Genomic DNA, 16,492 nt, shown 5'->3' with positions numbered 1-16,492 from the left:
CCGACCCCAAGCATAGTCTGCTGCCCGCGCCGCGGCCGAAAGCCAAGCGCCGGAGGCGTCACGGCGGCAAATGTGCGGCACAAATGCGACACATTGCGGCCGCAGCCAGGCGGCCGGCCCGTTGCGACGCTCAGATCAGCCCGTCGAACAGCATGACCCCGACCGGATCGCCGGCCTTGACCGAGTCCTGCTCGTGGCCAAGCACGATAAAGCAGTTGGCCTCGCTCATCGAGCGCAGCACGCCCGAACCCTGCTGGCCGGTAATGCGCACTTCCCACTGCCCGTCAGCCGCCCGGCCCAGGATGCCGCGCTGGTATTCGGTGCGGCCGCGCTTCTTGCGAATCGCCTGCGCGCTGCGTACTTGCAGCAGCGGCAGCGGCGGCACGCTGGCACCCATCAGCCGGTGCAGCGCCGCCCGCACGAAGTGGTAGAAAGTGACCATCACCGCGACGGGGTTGCCCGGAAGCCCGAACAGCAGCGCCGAATCCCGGTCCTCCCGGCCCTCGCCGCGGCCGATACGACCGAACGCCATCGGCCTGCCCGGGCGCATGGCGATCTTCCAGAAGGTGACATCCCCCAGGCGCGCCATGATCTGCTTGGTGTAGTCGGCCTCGCCGACCGAGACGCCGCCCGAGGTGATGACCGCGTCGGCGCTTTCGCAGGCAGTGCGGAAAGCCGTTTCCAGCGCCTCCGGGTCGTCCCGCACCACGCCCATGTCGAGGAGTTCGACGTTCATCCGGCGCAGCATGCCGTGCAGCGTATAGCGGTTCGAGTCGTAGACGCAGCCAGCCTCCAGCGGCTCGCCGATCGAGCGCAGTTCATCGCCGGTGGAGAAGAAGGCCACGCGCAGGCGCCGGCGCACGCGCACTTCGGCAATGCCCAGCGAGGCCAGCAGGCCCAGGTCGGCGGGCTGGACGATGCGGCCGGCCGGCAGCGCGGCCTGGCCGCGCGCCAAGTCTTCGCCGCGCAGGCGGCGGTTGTCGCCGGCACGCACGCAGTCGGCGGCAAAGCGGATACGTGCGCCGTCGGCCAACGTTTCGACGAATTCCTGCGGCACCACCGTGTCGCAGCCGGCCGGCATTACCGCGCCAGTCATGATGCGTACCGCCTGCACGGCCGTGGGCGCGAGCGCACCGGCGCCGCCGGCGAAGGCGCTGCCGATCACTTCCAGTTCGACCATGTCAGTCTGCGCGGCGGCGAGCGCTTCGCTGCGGAAGGCATAGCCGTCCATGGCCGAGTTGTCATGGGCCGGCACATCGATGGACGAGACGATGTCTTCGGCCAGCACGCGGTCGAGCGCACTGCGGATCGGCAGCTGTTCGATGCCGCGCACCGGCTCCACCACCTCGCCGATGATGCGGTTGGCCTGGTCCACCGGCAGCGCGGTGGGATCATAGTCGGACAGGCAGGAAATGACGGATTGCAGGGAAGGCATGGTGGCTCGGCGGCGGGTGGTTGCGGCGACTAGCGGCTTTCGTGCGTGCGCAGTTCGTCCAGCGTGTTGATATTGGCGAAGGCCGCGGCATCGTCGAACATCACCTCGGCCAGCCGGTGCGAGGCGGCCCAGGTTTCGATCTTGCGGCCGCCGCCCGAAAGATACGCTACCAGGCTGTCCAGCGCGCTGACCGGCATCAGGCAGAACACGGGCTGGGTCTGGCGCTTGCCGGTTTCATCCAGCGTCACAGGGATCGCCAGTTCCGCGCCCTCGGACTCGATGGCCTGCGACAGCCGCGCCACGAGGTCGGTGGGGAGGAAAGGCGAATCGCATGGCGCGGTCACCATCCAGGATGTGCCGCACTGTTCCAGCCCCGCGAGCATGCCGGCCAGCGGCCCGGCGAAGTCGGGCAAGGAGTCGGTGTAGACCGGCACGCCGAACGATTCATAGGCCGCCAGATTGCGGTTGGCGTTGATGATCAGGCCGCCGACCTGCGGGCCGAGGCGCATCATCGTATGCATCGCCATGGGCGTGCCGTGCAGCGGCTGCAGCCCCTTGTCGGTGCCGCCCATGCGGCTGCCCCTGCCGCCTGCGAGAATCAGGCCGGTGATGTCGTCGCGTGCAATCATGAAGGTGCGGCGGCGGGTTCAGCCGCCGATATAGGACATCTCGATCTTGCGCTCGGCCCGTGCCTGGCGCACCGCCGGGTCGCCGCGCTGCTCGGAGTAGTTGTCGGTGCGGCCCAGCCACACCTGCGCGATCGCGTTCGAGATCTCCAGGTCGCTGTAGCCGCCGCGCAGCAGCGCGCGCAGATCGTAGCCCTCGGTGGCGAACAGGCACAGGTAAAGGCGGCCTTCGGTGGACAGCCGGATGCGGCTGCAATCGCCGCAGAAGGCATGGGTAACGCTGGAAATCACGCCGATTTCGCCGCTGCCGTCGCGGTAGCGCCAGCGCTCGGCGGTTTCGCCGGTGTAGTTGGCCTGCACGGGTTCCAGCGGAAACTCGGCATCGATGCGGCGCACGACCTCGGCCGAGGGCAGCACCTCGTCCATCTGCCAGTGGTTGCTGGCGCCGACGTCCATGAATTCGATATAGCGGACGATGATGCCGCTGTGGCGGAAATGGCGCGCCATCGGCACGATTTCCTGGTCGTTGGTGCCACGCTTGACCACCATGTTGACCTTGATCGGCGCCAGGCCCACGGCCTGCGCGGTCTCGATGCCGTGCAGTACGTCGGCAACGGCGAAGTCGACGTCGTTCATGCGGCGGAAGGTGGCGTCGTCGATCGCGTCCAGGCTGACGCTGACGCGCGTCAGGCCGGCGTCGCGCAGCGAGCGCGCCTTGCGCGCCAGCAGCGAGGCATTGGTGGTTAGTGTCAGGTCGAGCGGCTTGCCAGAGACAGTCTCGATCTTTGCCAGCATCTCGACAAGGTGCTCGATGTTTTTGCGCAGCAGTGGCTCGCCGCCGGTCAGGCGGATCTTCTCGACGCCATGCGCGACGAACAGGCGCGCGGTGCGCTCGATTTCTTCAAAGCTGAGCAGTTCCGAGTGCGGCAGGAAGGTGTAGTCCTTGTCGAACACTTCCTTCGGCATGCAGTAGACGCAGCGGAAGTTGCAGCGGTCCGTCACCGAAATGCGCAGGTCATGCAGCGGCCGGCCGCGGGTGTCGGCCACCAAGCCGGTGGGCGGCTCCAGCTTGCCGGGGATGCGCGGCGTCATCGAATGGTAGCGATGGTCGCGCAGGTCGAAGATCGGAATGACGGATTCGGTCATGGCCTGTGGGTGGGCGCTGCTCCGGCGAGTGGCCTGGCGAGGCCAGGCCGGGGGACTCCGGGAGCCCTGATGCATTTGCTGCCATTCTAGCCGAGTGGGCGCCCGGGGAGCCGCAATCCCGCGAATCGCGTGGATTTCCCGTACATGAAAAAAGGGACAGCCACGGCTGTCCCTTCTGCAACGATGCGGGTGCCAGCGGGGGCACCCGGGCAGGCTTACTGCTGCGACGCCGTGTCCACTTCGCGACGACCGGTCTCGACCAGGATCATCGGACCCTGGGGTAGTGGCGGCAGCGGCTTGCGCTCGCGCGGCACGCGCGGCGCAGGCACGATGCGGGCAGCGGCTTCCTGGGCGGAGCGCAGCTTGTCGGCATCGGTGTGGACCCATTGCAGGCCGGCGCCAGCAAGCATCGGCTCGAGGCTTTCCATCGCGACCGGCGCAGCGGCTGCTGCCGGTGCGGCATGGGTCACCTGGGCGACCTGGGCTGGTGCGGCAACCGGTTCCGCAGCGGGTGCGGCCACGGCAGGGGCGGGTGCCACGGCTGCGGCCACGACCGGCTCGGCCACGGCTTCGGCGGCGATCGCCTCGGTTACGGCTGCGGCGGCTTCCGCCTGCACGGCCACGGCGGCCGGGGCGGTTTCGGCCACGGGTGCGGCTACCGGTGCCGGTGCCGGTTCAGCGGTGGGGGCGGGCGTCACGGCTTCCGGCACGGCGATGCGGATTGCTTCGACGCTTTCCGCGGCGGCAACAGCAACAGCTGCCTGCGGTGCCGGTTCGGCTTGCGGTGTGGCCTGGGGCGCGGCTAGCGGGGTCGCCTCGGCGGCCTCGGCGGTCACAGGAGCGATGCCTTCGGCGGCTTCGGCAGCGCCTTCCAGAGCGGCTTCGTCTTCACCTTGCGTGCCCTGGCCGGCTTCGTCGCGCTCGCGGCGATAGCGGTTGCGGCCACGGCGGTTACGGCGGCGGCGCTCTTCGCCCTCGGCGGTCTCGGCGAATCCTTCTGCGCCTTCCGGCAATTCGGCGCGCACGGCCGGCACTTCGTCAGCGGCGGCTTGCGGCAGCACGCCCAGCGCCTGGGCGGCGGCTACGGCTTCCGGCTGCGGCGCTTCGCCGGCCTCGGCTTCACGCAGGTCGCTGCGTTCGCGCTGGCGATCGCGCTGGCGCTCGCGGCGTTCCTGGCCGCGTTCGCGGCGGCCTTCCTGACGGGCTTCGGCGCGCTCGCCCTGGGCACGTTCACCCTGGGCGGCTTCGGTCTGGCGGGCGACGGCCGGAGTGGCCAGGCCGTCCTGCTGGCGCGGCTGGCGACCCTGGCGCTCGCCACGGCCTTCGCGTTGTTCGCCGCGCTCGCCTTGCTGGCGCTCGGCACGCTCACCACGCTCTGCACGCTGACCGCGAGGCTGGCGCTCGCCACGCTCACCGCGCTCGGTACGCTCGGTGCGTTCACCGCGCTCGCCACGTTCGGCGCGCTCGCCGCGCTGGCCACGGCCTTCGCCGCGCTGGCCGCGCTCGCGGCGGCCTTCGCCACCTCGGCTTTCTGCGGCAGCCACCGGCTTGGCCGGCTCAACCACCGGCGCAGGCGCCGGACGCGCGCCGAACAGGCCCTTCAGCCAGGCGATAAAGCCGCCGGCTTCCACCGGCTTGGTGGCAGGGACGGGCGGAGCTGCCGGGGCAGCTTCCGGGCGCGGGGCGCGCTCCGGACGCGGCACGGAGACCGGAGCCGGTTGCTCCGGAGTGATCCCCTTGACCGCCGCTTCCTGGCGCGGCTTGGCTTCTTCCTTGCGGCGGCTGCTGTAGCTGGTATCGGCTTCCAGTTCCTTGGCGGCGGCCTCGGCCATCTTGTAGCTGGCGGTGCTGTCTTCCAGGCGCGGGTCGTCGTGGCGCAGGCGCTCCAGCTTGTAGTGCGGCGTTTCCAGGTGCTTGTTCGGGATCAGCAGCACGTTGACCTTGAAGCGCAGCTCGATCAGGTTGATTTCCTGGCGCTTCTCGTTCAACAGGAAAGCGGCGACCTCCACCGGCACCTGGCAGTGGATGGCGGCGGTGTTTTCCTTCATCGCCTCTTCCTGGATGATGCGCAGCACCTGCAGGGCGGACGATTCGGTATCGCGGATATGGCCCGTGCCGTTGCAGCGCGGGCAAGTGATGTGCGAGCCCTCCGACAGCGACGGGCGCAGGCGCTGGCGCGACAGCTCCATCAGGCCGAAGCGGCTGATCTTGCCCATCTGCACGCGGGCGCGGTCGTGGCGCAGCGCGTCCTTCAGGCGCGTTTCCACGTCCTTCTGGGCCTTGCCCGACTCCATGTCGATGAAGTCGATCACGATCAGGCCGCCCAGGTCGCGCAGGCGCAGCTGGCGGGCGATTTCGTCGGCGGCTTCGAGGTTGGTGCGCAGCGCGGTTTCCTCGATGTCCGCGCCCTTGGTGGCGCGGGCCGAGTTCACGTCCACCGAGACCAGCGCCTCGGTGTGGTCGATCACGATGGCGCCGCCGGACGGCAGCATGACCATGCGCGAGTAGGCCGACTCGATCTGGTGCTCGATCTGGAAGCGCGAGAAGAGGGGCACGTCGTCCCGGTACTTCTTCACGCGGTTCATGTTGTCAGGCATCACCACGCTCATGAAGGCGCGGGCCTGTTCGTAGATCTCGTCGGTATCGATCAGGATCTCGCCGATATCCGGCTGGAAGTAGTCGCGGATGGCGCGGATCACCAGGCTCGATTCCAGGTAGATCAGCAGCGGGGCCTTGTTGTCGCCGGCGGCGCCGTCGATGGCCTTCCACAGTTGCAGCAGGTAGTTCAGGTCCCACTGCAGTTCTTCGGCCGAGCGGCCGATACCCGCGGTCCGGGCAATGATGCTCATGCCTTCCGGCACGGTCAGCTGCGCCATGGTCTCGCGCAGTTCCTGGCGGTCTTCGCCCTCGATGCGGCGCGACACACCGCCGCCGCGCGGGTTGTTGGGCATCAGCACCAGGTAACGGCCAGCCAGCGAGATGAAGGTGGTCAGGGCCGCGCCCTTGTTGCCGCGCTCTTCCTTCTCGACCTGGACGATCAGTTCCTGGCCTTCATGCAGGGCATCCTGGATGCGCGCGTTGCGCACGTCGATGCCTTCCTTGAAGAAGGCGCGGGCGACTTCCTTGAACGGCAGGAAGCCGTGGCGCTCTTCGCCATAGTTGACGAAGCAGGCTTCCAGCGAGGGTTCGATACGGGTGATGACACCCTTGTAGATATTGCCCTTGCGCTGTTCGCGCCCGGCAGTCTCGATGTCGATATCGATCAGCTTCTGACCGTCGACGATGGCGACGCGCAATTCCTCTTGTTGCGTCGCGTTGAACAGCATGCGTTTCATCGCAATACCTCACTCCGGTGCCGCGGTTGTACCGTCTGAGCGGTTTCCGCGGCGATTCATGGAGCACGCGAGGGAGCGAGCGAAGGCGCGAGAATTGCCGGAAAGCGCCGTTTCGCGCAAAGGCGAGCGGCTGGGCGCGGGTGAAAGAGAGGCGATGACGTCGGGGTAACGTCCGTGGGGCGGGAGAGGGCGCCGGCGGCTGCTCTGGCAGACACTGGCGCGTTCCCGTTCCGGAGGCGATGCATAACGCCGGCATGACCGGCACCGGCGCGGCGCCGGCGGCATCGCGGCCGGGCCGCGGAAGGCCTAGACGCGTCAAAGAGCAAATTTTTCGGACACGGCAAGGCTGCCGATGCTGCCTGACATCTCCTGGCGGGCGCACCTACTACTTCTTGGAGTTCTGCGACCGGGCGCCGGTATTTCCAGTCAGGCGGCAGGCTGGCCTGCCGGCCGGCACCGTTTCCCGGTGCAGGCGGGACTTCTCTCACCGAAGCGGATGCCGGCAGGGGCATCCACTCTTAAATTCTGTTTTACCTGAACACTCTGTTCCCACGTCATCGCCTGCTGCGCCGAAGCCTCCTATGGGCGACTTCCTGCGTGCCGGCGATATCGTGCGTGCTGCTTTACTGCCATTTGTCCGTCTGGCGCCCGCGCGGATCACGCAATGAAGCGGCGCAGGGCGGAAGACGGGCCGGGCTGGCGGCGACCCCAAGTGTAGAATGCGGTCAATCCAAGATTAATCACGGGATTGATCGCTTACACAGGTCTTGCGCTGCCGGCCCCCGGCCGGAACAGCGAGGAAATTATATTGAAAATGAATGAGTTACGCCATCAAATTGAAAAGCCTGCCGATGTAGCGCCGGCAAGCCCGCAGGTGGCGTATGTCACGATCGACGAAGGCTCCGAAGGCCAGCGCATCGACAACTTCCTGCTGAAGGTCGCCAAGGGCGTTCCCAAGAGCCATATCTACCGGGTCCTGCGGTCGGGCGAAGTGCGGGTCAACAAGGGGCGTATCGATGCCACTTATCGACTGCAGTCGGGCGACGTGGTGCGAATTCCCCCGATGCGTGTGGCGACTTCGTCTCATTCCGCCGGGGCGCAGCCGGTGCCGGCCAGCGAATTTCCCGTGCTGTTCGAGGATGCGCAGCTGCTGGTGGTGAACAAGCCCGCCGGCGTGGCGGTCCATGGCGGCTCGGGCGTTGCCTTCGGCGTGATCGAGCAGCTGCGCCAGGCGCGGCCCCAGGCCAAGTTCCTCGAGCTGGTGCACCGCCTCGACCGCGAGACCTCGGGCATCCTGGTGCTGGCCAAGAAGCGTTCCGCGCTGGTCCACCTGCATGAGCAGATCCGCGGCAACAGCATGGACAAGCGGTATTTCGCCTGCGTGGCCGGGGAATTCCCGAACAACCGCCAGCATGTGAAGCTGCCTCTATATAAGTACACCACGCCCGACGGCGAGCGCCGCGTGCGGGTGCAGGCCGACGGGCTGGCGTCGCACACGGTATTCAACCGGATTGAGGCGTTTCCCGGCTTTACCCTGCTGGAAGCCGAGCTGAAGACCGGCCGGACGCACCAGATCCGCGTCCATCTGGCCCATTCGGGATTCCCGATCGTCGGCGACGAGAAGTACGGCGACTTCCCCCTGAACAAGTCGCTGGCGCGTTCCGCCGCCAATCCCGGCATCAAGCGCATGTTCCTGCACGCCCACCGGCTGGTGTTTATCCACCCGGCGACGGGGACGCCGCTGACCGTCGAGGCACCGTTGCCGGACGAATGCGTCGGATTCCTGCAACAATTGCGACAGCTGCGCGCCCCGGAGTAGGGCTGCGCAATCAACGCCACAAGGACAACCATGGCCAGGCAACAATTTGACCTGATCGTTTTCGATTGGGACGGGACGCTGATGGACTCGACCCCGACCATCGCCAAGTGCATCCAGCTCGCCAGCCGCGACCTGGGCCTGCCTGTGCCGGACGACAGCGCGGCCAGCCATGTGATCGGGCTGGGGCTGAAGGATGCATTGTCGTACGCCGTGCCGACCCTGGATCCGGTCGACTACCCGCGTCTGGCGGAGCGCTACCGCTACCATTTCCTGACCCGCGACGCTGATTTGGTGCTGTTCGACGGGGTGCGAGAGATGCTGGAAGTGCTGCGCGGCGAGCACTATTTCCTCGGTGTCGCCACCGGCAAGACCCGCGTCGGCCTGCAGCGCGCGCTGGCAGCCAGCGGCCTGACGCAACTCTTCGACGCCACCCGCTGTGCTGACGAAACCTTCTCCAAGCCGCATCCGGCCATGCTGCAAGAGCTGACGCGCGAGCTGGGCCAGGACATGGAGCGCACCGTCATGGTGGGCGACACCACCCATGACCTGCAGATGGCGGTCAATGCTGGTGCTGCGGGCATTGGGGTGTGTTATGGTGCACATCCGGGCGAGTCGCTGCGGGCGATGGCGCCGGTGCATTGCGCCACGTCGATCGCCGACCTGACCGACTGGCTACTTGCCCATGCCTGAGAGCACGGCCGGCCAGGGCGCGGTGCGGCTGTGCGCCGCGGCAGACCTGGAAGAGGGCGGCGTGGGGGTGCGCTTCTCGGTGGTGCTGGACAGCCGCGAGATCGGCGCTTTCGTGGTGCGCTTCGACGGTGCCGCGCATGGCTACCTAAACCAGTGCGCGCATGTGCCGATGGAGCTCGACTGGCAGGAGGGGCGGTTCTTCGATAGCTCGGGCCTATACTTGATGTGCGCCACACATGGCGCGGTTTATGCACCGGATAGCGGCGAGTGCGTCGGCGGTCCCTGCCGCGGCGCGGCGCTGGCCAAGCTGCGTATCGAAGAGCGCGATGGCCAGGTCTTCTGGTTCCCTGAAGGTCCGTACCGGGCCGCCGTCCAGGCGGACGGCGCCTGAATGACGGGCGGCCTGGCCGCCCGTTCTGTTTCCAAGCTTTCCACGAGCGAGTTGCATGACAGAAGAACAGAAGCCGCCTAATGGTCAACCGGGAGCACCGGGCGAATCGCATGAGCCTGGGCAGGATGATGCGAACCGGCCCGAGACCGAGCGCCTGGTCACCGCGAAGCAAGCCGACTATCCGCTGGAAAACGAACTGCGGGCTGGCGACGATGCGGCACGGCGCGAGCAGCGCGAACGCAAGGCCCGCATGACCGGGAGCGCAGGAGCGGGCGACAGCGGCCCTGTGGGCGCGGCCGGATGGGAGCGCGACGTCCTGGAAAAGGTGCTGACGGCATCACTGCGCGAGCAGCGCGCCGCACGCCGCTGGCGCATCTTCTTCCGCTTCGTCGGGCTGGGCCTGCTGGCGCTGATCTTCATCGCGCTGTTCGATTTCAAGGGCGACGGCATCAACACGTCCGGCCGCCATACCGCGATGGTGACGCTGGAGGGCGAGATCGCGGCCGGTACGCCGGCCAGCGCCGAGTCGATCAATGCCTCGCTGCAAGCGGCATTCGCCGATGCCAATGCCGCCGGCGTGATCCTGAAAATCAACTCGCCGGGCGGCTCTCCGGTGCAGGCCGGCATCATCAACGACGAGATCCATCGCCTGCGCGGGCTCTATCCGTCCAAGCCGTTCTATGTGGTGATCGAGGAAATCTGCGCCTCAGGTGGCTATTACGTGGCCGCGGCGGCCGACAAGATCTATGTCGACAAGGCCAGCATTGTGGGCTCGATCGGCGTACTGATGGATGGTTTCGGCTTTACCGGCCTGATGGACAAGCTGGGCGTGGAGCGCCGGCTGTACACCTCGGGCGCCAACAAGGGCATGCTCGACCCGTTCTCGCCGCAGGTGCCCAGGCAGAAGGCCTACGCCGAAACGATGCTCAAGGAAATCCACGAGCAGTTCATCGGCGTGGTCAAGGAAGGCCGGGGCGACCGGCTCAAGGACGACCCGGAGCTGTTCTCCGGGCTGTTCTGGTCGGGCGAGCGCAGCATTGAACTCGGGCTGGCCGATGCGCTGGGGACCGCCGATTCCGTCGCCCGCGACGTGCTCAAGGCCGAGGATATCGTCGACTATACGGTCAAGGAAAACATTGCCGAGCGCGTGGCCAAGCGCTTCGGCGCCGCGGTCGGCACTGCGGCGATGAAGACCATGCTGTGGAGCACGCGCATGCAGGGCATGCACTGAGGCGGCGCGATTCCCCAGATGAAAAAGGGGCGCCTTTGCGCCCCTTTCTACGTTTTCTGGCGTGTTCAGGCCGCCAGCATCGAGAAGATCGCAGGCCGCTTGTGCAGCGCGAGCCGGTCTGCCTTCCACGCCGACAGCGGCAGCGTGACGATGGTTTCGGTCGGCAGCGTCAGGTCCACCGCCACCGACAGCAGCGTGGTGCCGGCGCAATGCTCGCGCATGGCTTCGAGCAGCGCCGCGTTGCGGTACGGCGTTTCAATGAACACCTGTGTCTGGCTGGCCTTGCGCGAACGCTGTTCCAGCTCGCGCAGCCGCTGCGCGCGTTCGCCGGCATCGACCGGCAGGTAGCCATTGAAGGCAAAGCTCTGGCCGTTCAGGCCCGAGCCCATCACCGCGAGCAGGATCGAACTGGGCCCGACCAGCGGCCGCACCCGGATGCCGCGCGCATGCGCCAGCCGGACCAGCTCGGCGCCGGGATCGGCCACCGCCGGCACGCCGGCTTCGGACAGCAGGCCACCGTCGCGGCCGGCCTGGATCGGTGCGAGCAGCTCGGCCAGCGCATCGGCGCGGGTGTTGACGTTCAGCTCGCGGATCTCGATCTGCTGGATCGGACGTGCCAGCGGGGTGCTTTCGCCCAGCTTCTTCAAAAAGGCGCGGGCGGTCTTGGCATTCTCCGCGACCAGGTAGTCGAGGCCGGCAGCAATCTGCTGCACGCCGGCGGGAATGACTTCGACCAGCGGATCGGCTTCGTCGCGCTTGCCGAGGGTATTGGGGATCAGGAAAAGATTGCCGCTCATGGTTGACTCCGGTGCGTCATGCCACGAGCAGCGGGTAGCCCGCCTGGCGCAGCATGCCGGTCAGCGCGATCAGTGGCAGGCCGACCAGCGCCGTGGGGTCGTCGGACTCGACGCGCGCGAGCAGCGTGATGCCGAGCCCTTCGGACTTGGCGCTGCCGGCCACGTCATAGGGGCGTTCCAGCTGCAGGTAGGCTTCAATCTCGGCATCGCTCAAATCGCGCATGGTCACGCGCGTCTGTACGTCGGCCAGTTGGGCGTTGCCGCTGCGCCCGTCAAGCAGGCACAGCGCCGAATGAAAGGTGGCCGTGCGCCCGCGCATGCGGCGCAGCTGCGCGACGGCCTTGTCGTGCGTGCCGGGCTTGCCCATCTGCACGCCATCCAGCGTCAGCACCTGGTCCGAGCCGATCACCAGCGCACCGGGGTGCCGCGCGGCAATGGCCTCGGCCTTGCGCTGCGACAGGCGCAGGGCGGTAGCCTCCGGCGCTTCGCCGGCGAGCGGGGTCTCGTCGATGTCCGGGGTGGCCACTTCGAACGGGATGCGCAGCCGCTCGAGCAACTCGCGGCGGTAGGGCGAGCCGGAGCCAAGGATCAGCCTGGGGCGGGGGTCTTGATACATAAGTGATTGAAGCGTAACAGGAATGAGGCAAGGTTTGCCTGGCAAGACCTTTGACCTCCACAAGGTTTACGTCGTATAATCGCGCGCTTTGCCGCATCCGCACTTGGGCGCTGTGCCGCCAATGTGCGCGGCCGCTGTCAGCGCAGGCGTGGGATGTGGCGAGCCAGTCATTGCAATACGACGGGAGCCACGCACATGACCCAGCCAATTGACCTGCGCGCGCTCGATCTCTTCGCGTTCTGCCGCAAGAGCGAAAGCCTCAGCGGCGACGTGGCGGTGCGGGATTTGCCGCGCATCTTAGCCGAGACCGCCGCGCAAGCGCCAGCCTCGGCCCCCGAAGAGACGTTTGCCTACACGGCTGCCGGCTTCGTGCGCGAAGAGGCGGCCGAGCCGGGCGCCCCGGTGGCGCGGCGGCTGTTCCTCGATGTGACCGTCAAGGGCCGGATGTGGCTGGATTGCCAGCGCTGCCTGACGCCTTATGCCGAGCCGATCGATACGGCTACGCGCTTCGAGGTGGTGGAGAGCGAAGAGGCAGCCGACGCCGCGCCGATGGACGACGACGAAGTCGATGTGATCGCGGGCTCCAAGCGCTTTTCGCTGCTGGAACTGATTGAAGATGAAGTGCTGCTGGCGCTGCCGGTGGCCCCCAAGCATGACGCCTGCCCGACGGTGCACGAAAGCCTCGTGACCGGCACGGACGGCGAGGCCCAGCCCGAGGCTGAGCCAGAGGAAGAAAAGCGGCCGTCGCCCTTTGCGGCGCTGGCCGGCCTGAAGAACAAGCACTGAGGCCAACCGGGCCGATGGCGTGTTCCGCAGGTGGTAGTTGAAGCATCCGGCCGGGCCCCGGCTACGCCTTGGGCGGGATGCGTGTGTTAATATTGAAAAATTCTCGAAGGAGTCATCATGGCTGTTCAACAGAACAAGAAGTCGCCGTCCAAGCGCGGCATGCATCGTTCGCACGACCACCTGACGGTCGCCCCGCTGGCCGTCGAGCCGACCACCGGCGAAACCCACCTGCGTCACCACGTCAGCCCGAACGGCTACTACCGTGGCCGCAAGGTCATCAAGACCAAGAACGACTGATAGCTTCGTGGCGTGACATTGCGTCTCGCTCGCGCATGCCTGTAAGTCGGACACAAGACGGTCAGACACAAAAAAGCGGCAAGATCGTTGCCGCTTTTTTGTTGGGCGCTCGGGATAACCGCCGGGCGTGGTGTGCGCTGCCGCGCTATCCGTACCAGGAACAATGACGATCAAAATCGCTATCGACTGCATGGGCGGCGACCACGGCGTGTCCGTGACCGTGCCCGCGGCGATCAGTTTTCTATCCCGCCACGACGATGCCGAAATGGTGCTGGTGGGCCTGTCGGACGCCATCCGCACGCAGCTGAAAAAGCTGCATGCGCAGGATCATCCCCGTGTGAGCATCGTCGAGGCCACCGAGGTCATCACCATGGATGACCCGGTCGAGGTGGCGCTGCGCAAGAAGAAGGATTCTTCGATGCGCGTGGCCGTCACCCAGGTCAAGGAAGGCCGTGCCGGTGCCTGCATTTCCGCCGGTAATACCGGCGCGCTGATGGCGGTATCGCGCTATGTGCTGAAAACGCTCGAAGGCATCGAGCGGCCGGCCATCGCCACCACCATCCCGAACCAGGAAGGCTGGGGCACCACCGTGCTGGACCTCGGCGCCAACGCCGACTGCGAGCCCGAACACCTGCTGCAGTTTGCCCGCATGGCCGAGGCCATGGTGGCCGTGGTTGACCACAAGGACCGCCCGACCGTCGGCCTGCTGAATATCGGCGAGGAAGTCATCAAGGGCAACGAGGTGGTCAAGCGCGCCGGCGAGCTGTTGCGCGCTTCCGAGCTCAATTTCTACGGCAACGTGGAAGGCAACGACATCTTCAAGGGAACGACCGATATCGTCGTCTGCGACGGCTTCGTCGGCAATGTGGCGCTCAAGAGCACCGAGGGCCTCGCCAAGATGATCGGCGGCATGATCAAGGAAGAATTCACCCGCTCTTGGTTCACCAAGCTGCTCGCGGCGGTGGCCATGCCGGTGCTGTCGCGGCTTGCCAAGCGGCTTGATCCGGCGCGCTACAACGGTGCGTCGCTGCTGGGCCTGCGCGGCCTGGTGATCAAGAGCCACGGCTCGGCCGATGCCCATTCTTTTGAATGGGCTATCAAACGCGGGTATGATGCCGCCAAGAATGGCGTGATTCCCCGTATCGCACGGGCTTTCGCCGATAAGTCCAGCGCCGCTGGCGTGGCGCAGACCGCCCCGGAGACAGACGCGCCCAGCGCGCATCCCAGTACCCACGCCGCCTGAGCGCCTTGCGCGCCTGCCAGCGGGAACTGCGGTCCATACGATCCGACACTACATGACCAAGTACGCAAAAATCATCGGTACCGGGAGCTACCTGCCCCCGCGGCGCGTGACCAACCATGATCTGGCGGCGCAGCTTGCCGAAAAGGGCATCGAGACCAGCGACGAGTGGATCGTCTCGCGCAGCGGCATCTCGGCGCGCCACTGGGCCGAGCCCGACGTGACCAGCAGCGACCTGGCGGTCAAGGCCGCCGAGCAGGCCATCGAGGCCGCCGGCATCGACCGGCAGAGCATCGACCTGATCGTCGTCGCCACCTCCACGCCTGACTTCGTCTTCCCCAGCACCGCCTGCTTGGTGCAGCAGAAGCTGGGCATCACCAACCACTGCGCGGCGTTCGACCTGCAGGCGGTGTGCTCGGGCTTTGTCTACGCGCTGGCCACGGCCGACAAGTTCATCCGCAGCGGCTCGCACCGCAACGTGCTGGTGATCGGCACCGAAGTGTTCTCGCGCATCCTGGATTTCAACGACCGTACTACCTGCGTGCTGTTCGGCGACGGCGCCGGCGCAGTGGTGCTGACCGCGTCGGAAGAGCCCGGCATCCTGTCGAGCGCCATGCACTCGGACGGCAGCTACGTCGACATCCTGTGCGTGCCGGGCAATGTCTCGGGCGGCAATATCACCGGTAACCCATTCCTGCACATGGATGGCCAGGCCGTGTTCAAGCTCGCCGTCACCGTGCTCGACAAGGTTGCGCGCGAAGCCATGGAGCTGGCAGCCATGCAGCCTGAGCAGATCGACTGGCTGATTCCGCACCAGGCCAATATCCGCATCATGCAGGGCACGGCCAAAAAGCTGGGCCTGCCCGCCGAACGCATGGTCGCCACCGTGCACGAGCACGGCAACACTTCGGCCGCGTCGATCCCGCTCGCGCTCGACGTCGCCGTGCGCGACGGCCGCATCCGCCCGGGCCAGACCGTGCTGATGGAAGGCGTCGGCGGCGGCTTCACCTGGGGTGCGGTGCTGCTGCGCATGTAATTCGCAGCCGGTGCCCGGTGCGCGCCAACGCCGCGCACCGCCGCGCCGGTTTCCCGTTTCATAAAGGGTTCCAATCCGATGAAATTCGCTTTCGTATTTCCCGGCCAGGGTTCGCAGTCGGTCGGCATGCTCAATGCCTTTGCGGATAACGCCGTCGTGCGCGCCACCGTGGAAGAAGCCTCGGCCGCGCTGGGCCAGGATCTCGGTCGCCTGATCGCCGAAGGTCCCGCCGAAGAACTGAACCTGACCACCAATACCCAGCCGGTGATGCTGACCGCCGCCGTGGCGGTCTACCGCGCGTGGCTGGACGCCGGCGGTCCGGCGCCGGCGCTGGTTGCCGGCCACAGCCTGGGAGAGTACTCGGCGCTGGTGGCCGCGGGCGTGATTCCGTTTGCCGACGCGGTGCCGCTGGTGCGTTTCCGCGCACAGGCCATGCAGGAAGCCGTGCCGGTGGGTGAAGGCGGCATGGCCGCGATCCTGGGCCTGTCCGATGACGACGTCCGCGCCGCGTGCGCCGAGGCGGCTGCCGCCGGCGTGGTCGAAGCCGTCAATTTCAACGCCCCGTCGCAGGTCGTGATCGCCGGCCACAAGGGCGCGGTCGAAAAGGCATGCGAGATCGCCAAGGCCAAGGGTGCCAAGCGCGCGCTGCCGCTGCCGGTGTCGGCGCCGTTCCACTCGTCGCTGCTCAAGCCCGCTTCCGACCGCCTGCGCGAGCGGATGGCCGGGCTGGCGTTCTCGTCGCCGTCGATCCCGCTGGTGAACAACGTTGACGTTGCGATCGTGAATGATCCGGAAGCAATCAAGGATGCGCTGGTGCGCCAGGCCGCGGCGCCGGTGCGCTGGGTCGAGTGCGTGCAGAAGATGGCTGCCGAAGGCGTCACGCATGTGATCGAATGCGGCCCGGGCAAGGTGCTGGCCGGCATGACCAAGCGTATCGACGGCAACCTGACCGGCGGCGCGATCTTCGATCCGGCCTCGCTGCAGGACACGCTGGCCCTGCTGAAGTAAGCCCAGGGAAGTCAGCCCAGGACAAAAGAGCACGAAAGG

15 protein-coding genes are annotated in these 16,492 nt (G+C 66.9%); 9 read left to right on the top strand and 6 right to left on the bottom strand.

Features of this window, described 5'->3' with window-relative positions; genetic code table 11:
* Nucleotides 1-130: 130 nt before the first annotated feature.
* From moeA to VSR71_RS01315, 4 genes are all read right to left on the bottom strand, one after another.
* A complete protein-coding gene (gene moeA / locus VSR71_RS01330) occupies nucleotides 131-1,435 on the bottom strand; it encodes a molybdopterin molybdotransferase MoeA (RefSeq protein ID WP_342912157.1) in 1,305 nt (434 codons plus the stop codon).
* A 29-nt stretch (nucleotides 1,436-1,464) separates the two neighbouring features.
* Entirely contained in the window at nucleotides 1,465-2,064 is a 600-nt protein-coding gene (gene mobA / locus VSR71_RS01325; RefSeq protein WP_342912156.1) for a molybdenum cofactor guanylyltransferase MobA, read from the bottom strand.
* 18 nt (nucleotides 2,065-2,082) lie between these two features.
* The gene (moaA, locus tag VSR71_RS01320) at nucleotides 2,083-3,207 is read right to left on the bottom strand and encodes a GTP 3',8-cyclase MoaA (RefSeq protein ID WP_342912155.1); all 1,125 of its coding nucleotides are present in this window, start codon (nucleotides 3,205-3,207) and stop codon (nucleotides 2,083-2,085) included.
* A 215-nt stretch (nucleotides 3,208-3,422) separates the two neighbouring features.
* Nucleotides 3,423-6,542: an Rne/Rng family ribonuclease gene (locus VSR71_RS01315; RefSeq protein ID WP_342912154.1), complete on the bottom strand. Its 3,120-nt coding sequence runs from the start codon at nucleotides 6,540-6,542 to the stop codon at nucleotides 3,423-3,425.
* 814 nt (nucleotides 6,543-7,356) lie between these two features.
* On the opposite strand from VSR71_RS01315, the gene VSR71_RS01310 reads away from it, so the two are divergent.
* The 4 genes from VSR71_RS01310 to VSR71_RS01295 are packed head-to-tail and all read left to right on the top strand — an operon-like array spanning nucleotide 7,357 to nucleotide 10,673.
* Nucleotides 7,357-8,361, top strand: a complete 1,005-nt coding sequence (locus VSR71_RS01310) for an RluA family pseudouridine synthase (protein ID WP_342912153.1) — start codon at nucleotides 7,357-7,359, stop codon at nucleotides 8,359-8,361.
* Between the two features lie 30 nt (nucleotides 8,362-8,391).
* Complete coding sequence (locus VSR71_RS01305; protein ID WP_342912152.1) at nucleotides 8,392-9,051, top strand: HAD-IA family hydrolase; 660 nt, start codon at nucleotides 8,392-8,394, stop codon at nucleotides 9,049-9,051.
* Nucleotides 9,044-9,442, top strand: coding sequence for a Rieske (2Fe-2S) protein (locus tag VSR71_RS01300; RefSeq protein ID WP_342912151.1), 399 nt, complete (start codon nucleotides 9,044-9,046; stop codon nucleotides 9,440-9,442). Before VSR71_RS01305 ends, VSR71_RS01300 begins: the two co-directional genes overlap by 8 nt.
* Before the next feature lie 55 nt (nucleotides 9,443-9,497).
* The gene (locus tag VSR71_RS01295) at nucleotides 9,498-10,673 is read left to right on the top strand and encodes a S49 family peptidase (protein ID WP_342912150.1); all 1,176 of its coding nucleotides are present in this window, start codon (nucleotides 9,498-9,500) and stop codon (nucleotides 10,671-10,673) included.
* Nucleotides 10,674-10,738: 65 nt separating this feature from the next.
* On the opposite strand, the gene VSR71_RS01290 is transcribed toward VSR71_RS01295, so the two are convergent.
* Together VSR71_RS01290 and VSR71_RS01285 are read right to left on the bottom strand one after the other, a co-directional pair.
* Nucleotides 10,739-11,470, bottom strand: a complete 732-nt coding sequence (locus tag VSR71_RS01290; protein ID WP_342912149.1) for an SAM-dependent methyltransferase — start codon at nucleotides 11,468-11,470, stop codon at nucleotides 10,739-10,741.
* 16 nt (nucleotides 11,471-11,486) lie between these two features.
* Nucleotides 11,487-12,086, bottom strand: coding sequence for a Maf-like protein (locus VSR71_RS01285; protein ID WP_342912148.1), 600 nt, complete (start codon nucleotides 12,084-12,086; stop codon nucleotides 11,487-11,489).
* Between the two features lie 195 nt (nucleotides 12,087-12,281).
* On the opposite strand from VSR71_RS01285, the gene VSR71_RS01280 reads away from it, so the two are divergent.
* From VSR71_RS01280 to fabD, 5 genes are all read left to right on the top strand, one after another.
* Nucleotides 12,282-12,872, top strand: a complete 591-nt coding sequence (locus VSR71_RS01280) for a DUF177 domain-containing protein (protein WP_342912147.1) — start codon at nucleotides 12,282-12,284, stop codon at nucleotides 12,870-12,872.
* 117 nt (nucleotides 12,873-12,989) lie between these two features.
* Entirely contained in the window at nucleotides 12,990-13,169 is a 180-nt protein-coding gene (gene rpmF, locus VSR71_RS01275) for a 50S ribosomal protein L32 (RefSeq protein ID WP_029046300.1), read from the top strand.
* A 163-nt stretch (nucleotides 13,170-13,332) separates the two neighbouring features.
* Nucleotides 13,333-14,412 carry a phosphate acyltransferase PlsX gene (gene plsX, locus VSR71_RS01270; protein ID WP_342912146.1) on the top strand — a complete coding sequence of 360 codons (1,080 nt, stop codon included), beginning with the start codon at nucleotides 13,333-13,335 and terminating at the stop codon, nucleotides 14,410-14,412.
* A 52-nt stretch (nucleotides 14,413-14,464) separates the two neighbouring features.
* A complete protein-coding gene (locus VSR71_RS01265) occupies nucleotides 14,465-15,445 on the top strand; it encodes a beta-ketoacyl-ACP synthase III (protein ID WP_342912145.1) in 981 nt (326 codons plus the stop codon).
* Nucleotides 15,446-15,523: 78 nt separating this feature from the next.
* Nucleotides 15,524-16,453 (top strand): ACP S-malonyltransferase, encoded by a 930-nt coding sequence (fabD, locus tag VSR71_RS01260; protein ID WP_342912144.1) that lies wholly within the window; start codon nucleotides 15,524-15,526, stop codon nucleotides 16,451-16,453.
* Nucleotides 16,454-16,492 lie beyond the last annotated feature (39 nt).

This window comes from Cupriavidus oxalaticus, from assembly GCF_038900635.1.
Lineage (GTDB): Bacteria > Pseudomonadota > Gammaproteobacteria > Burkholderiales > Burkholderiaceae > Cupriavidus > Cupriavidus oxalaticus_B.
The sequence above is the reverse complement of the archived record's forward strand: the minus strand, read 5'-3'. Positions and strand labels throughout refer to the sequence as shown.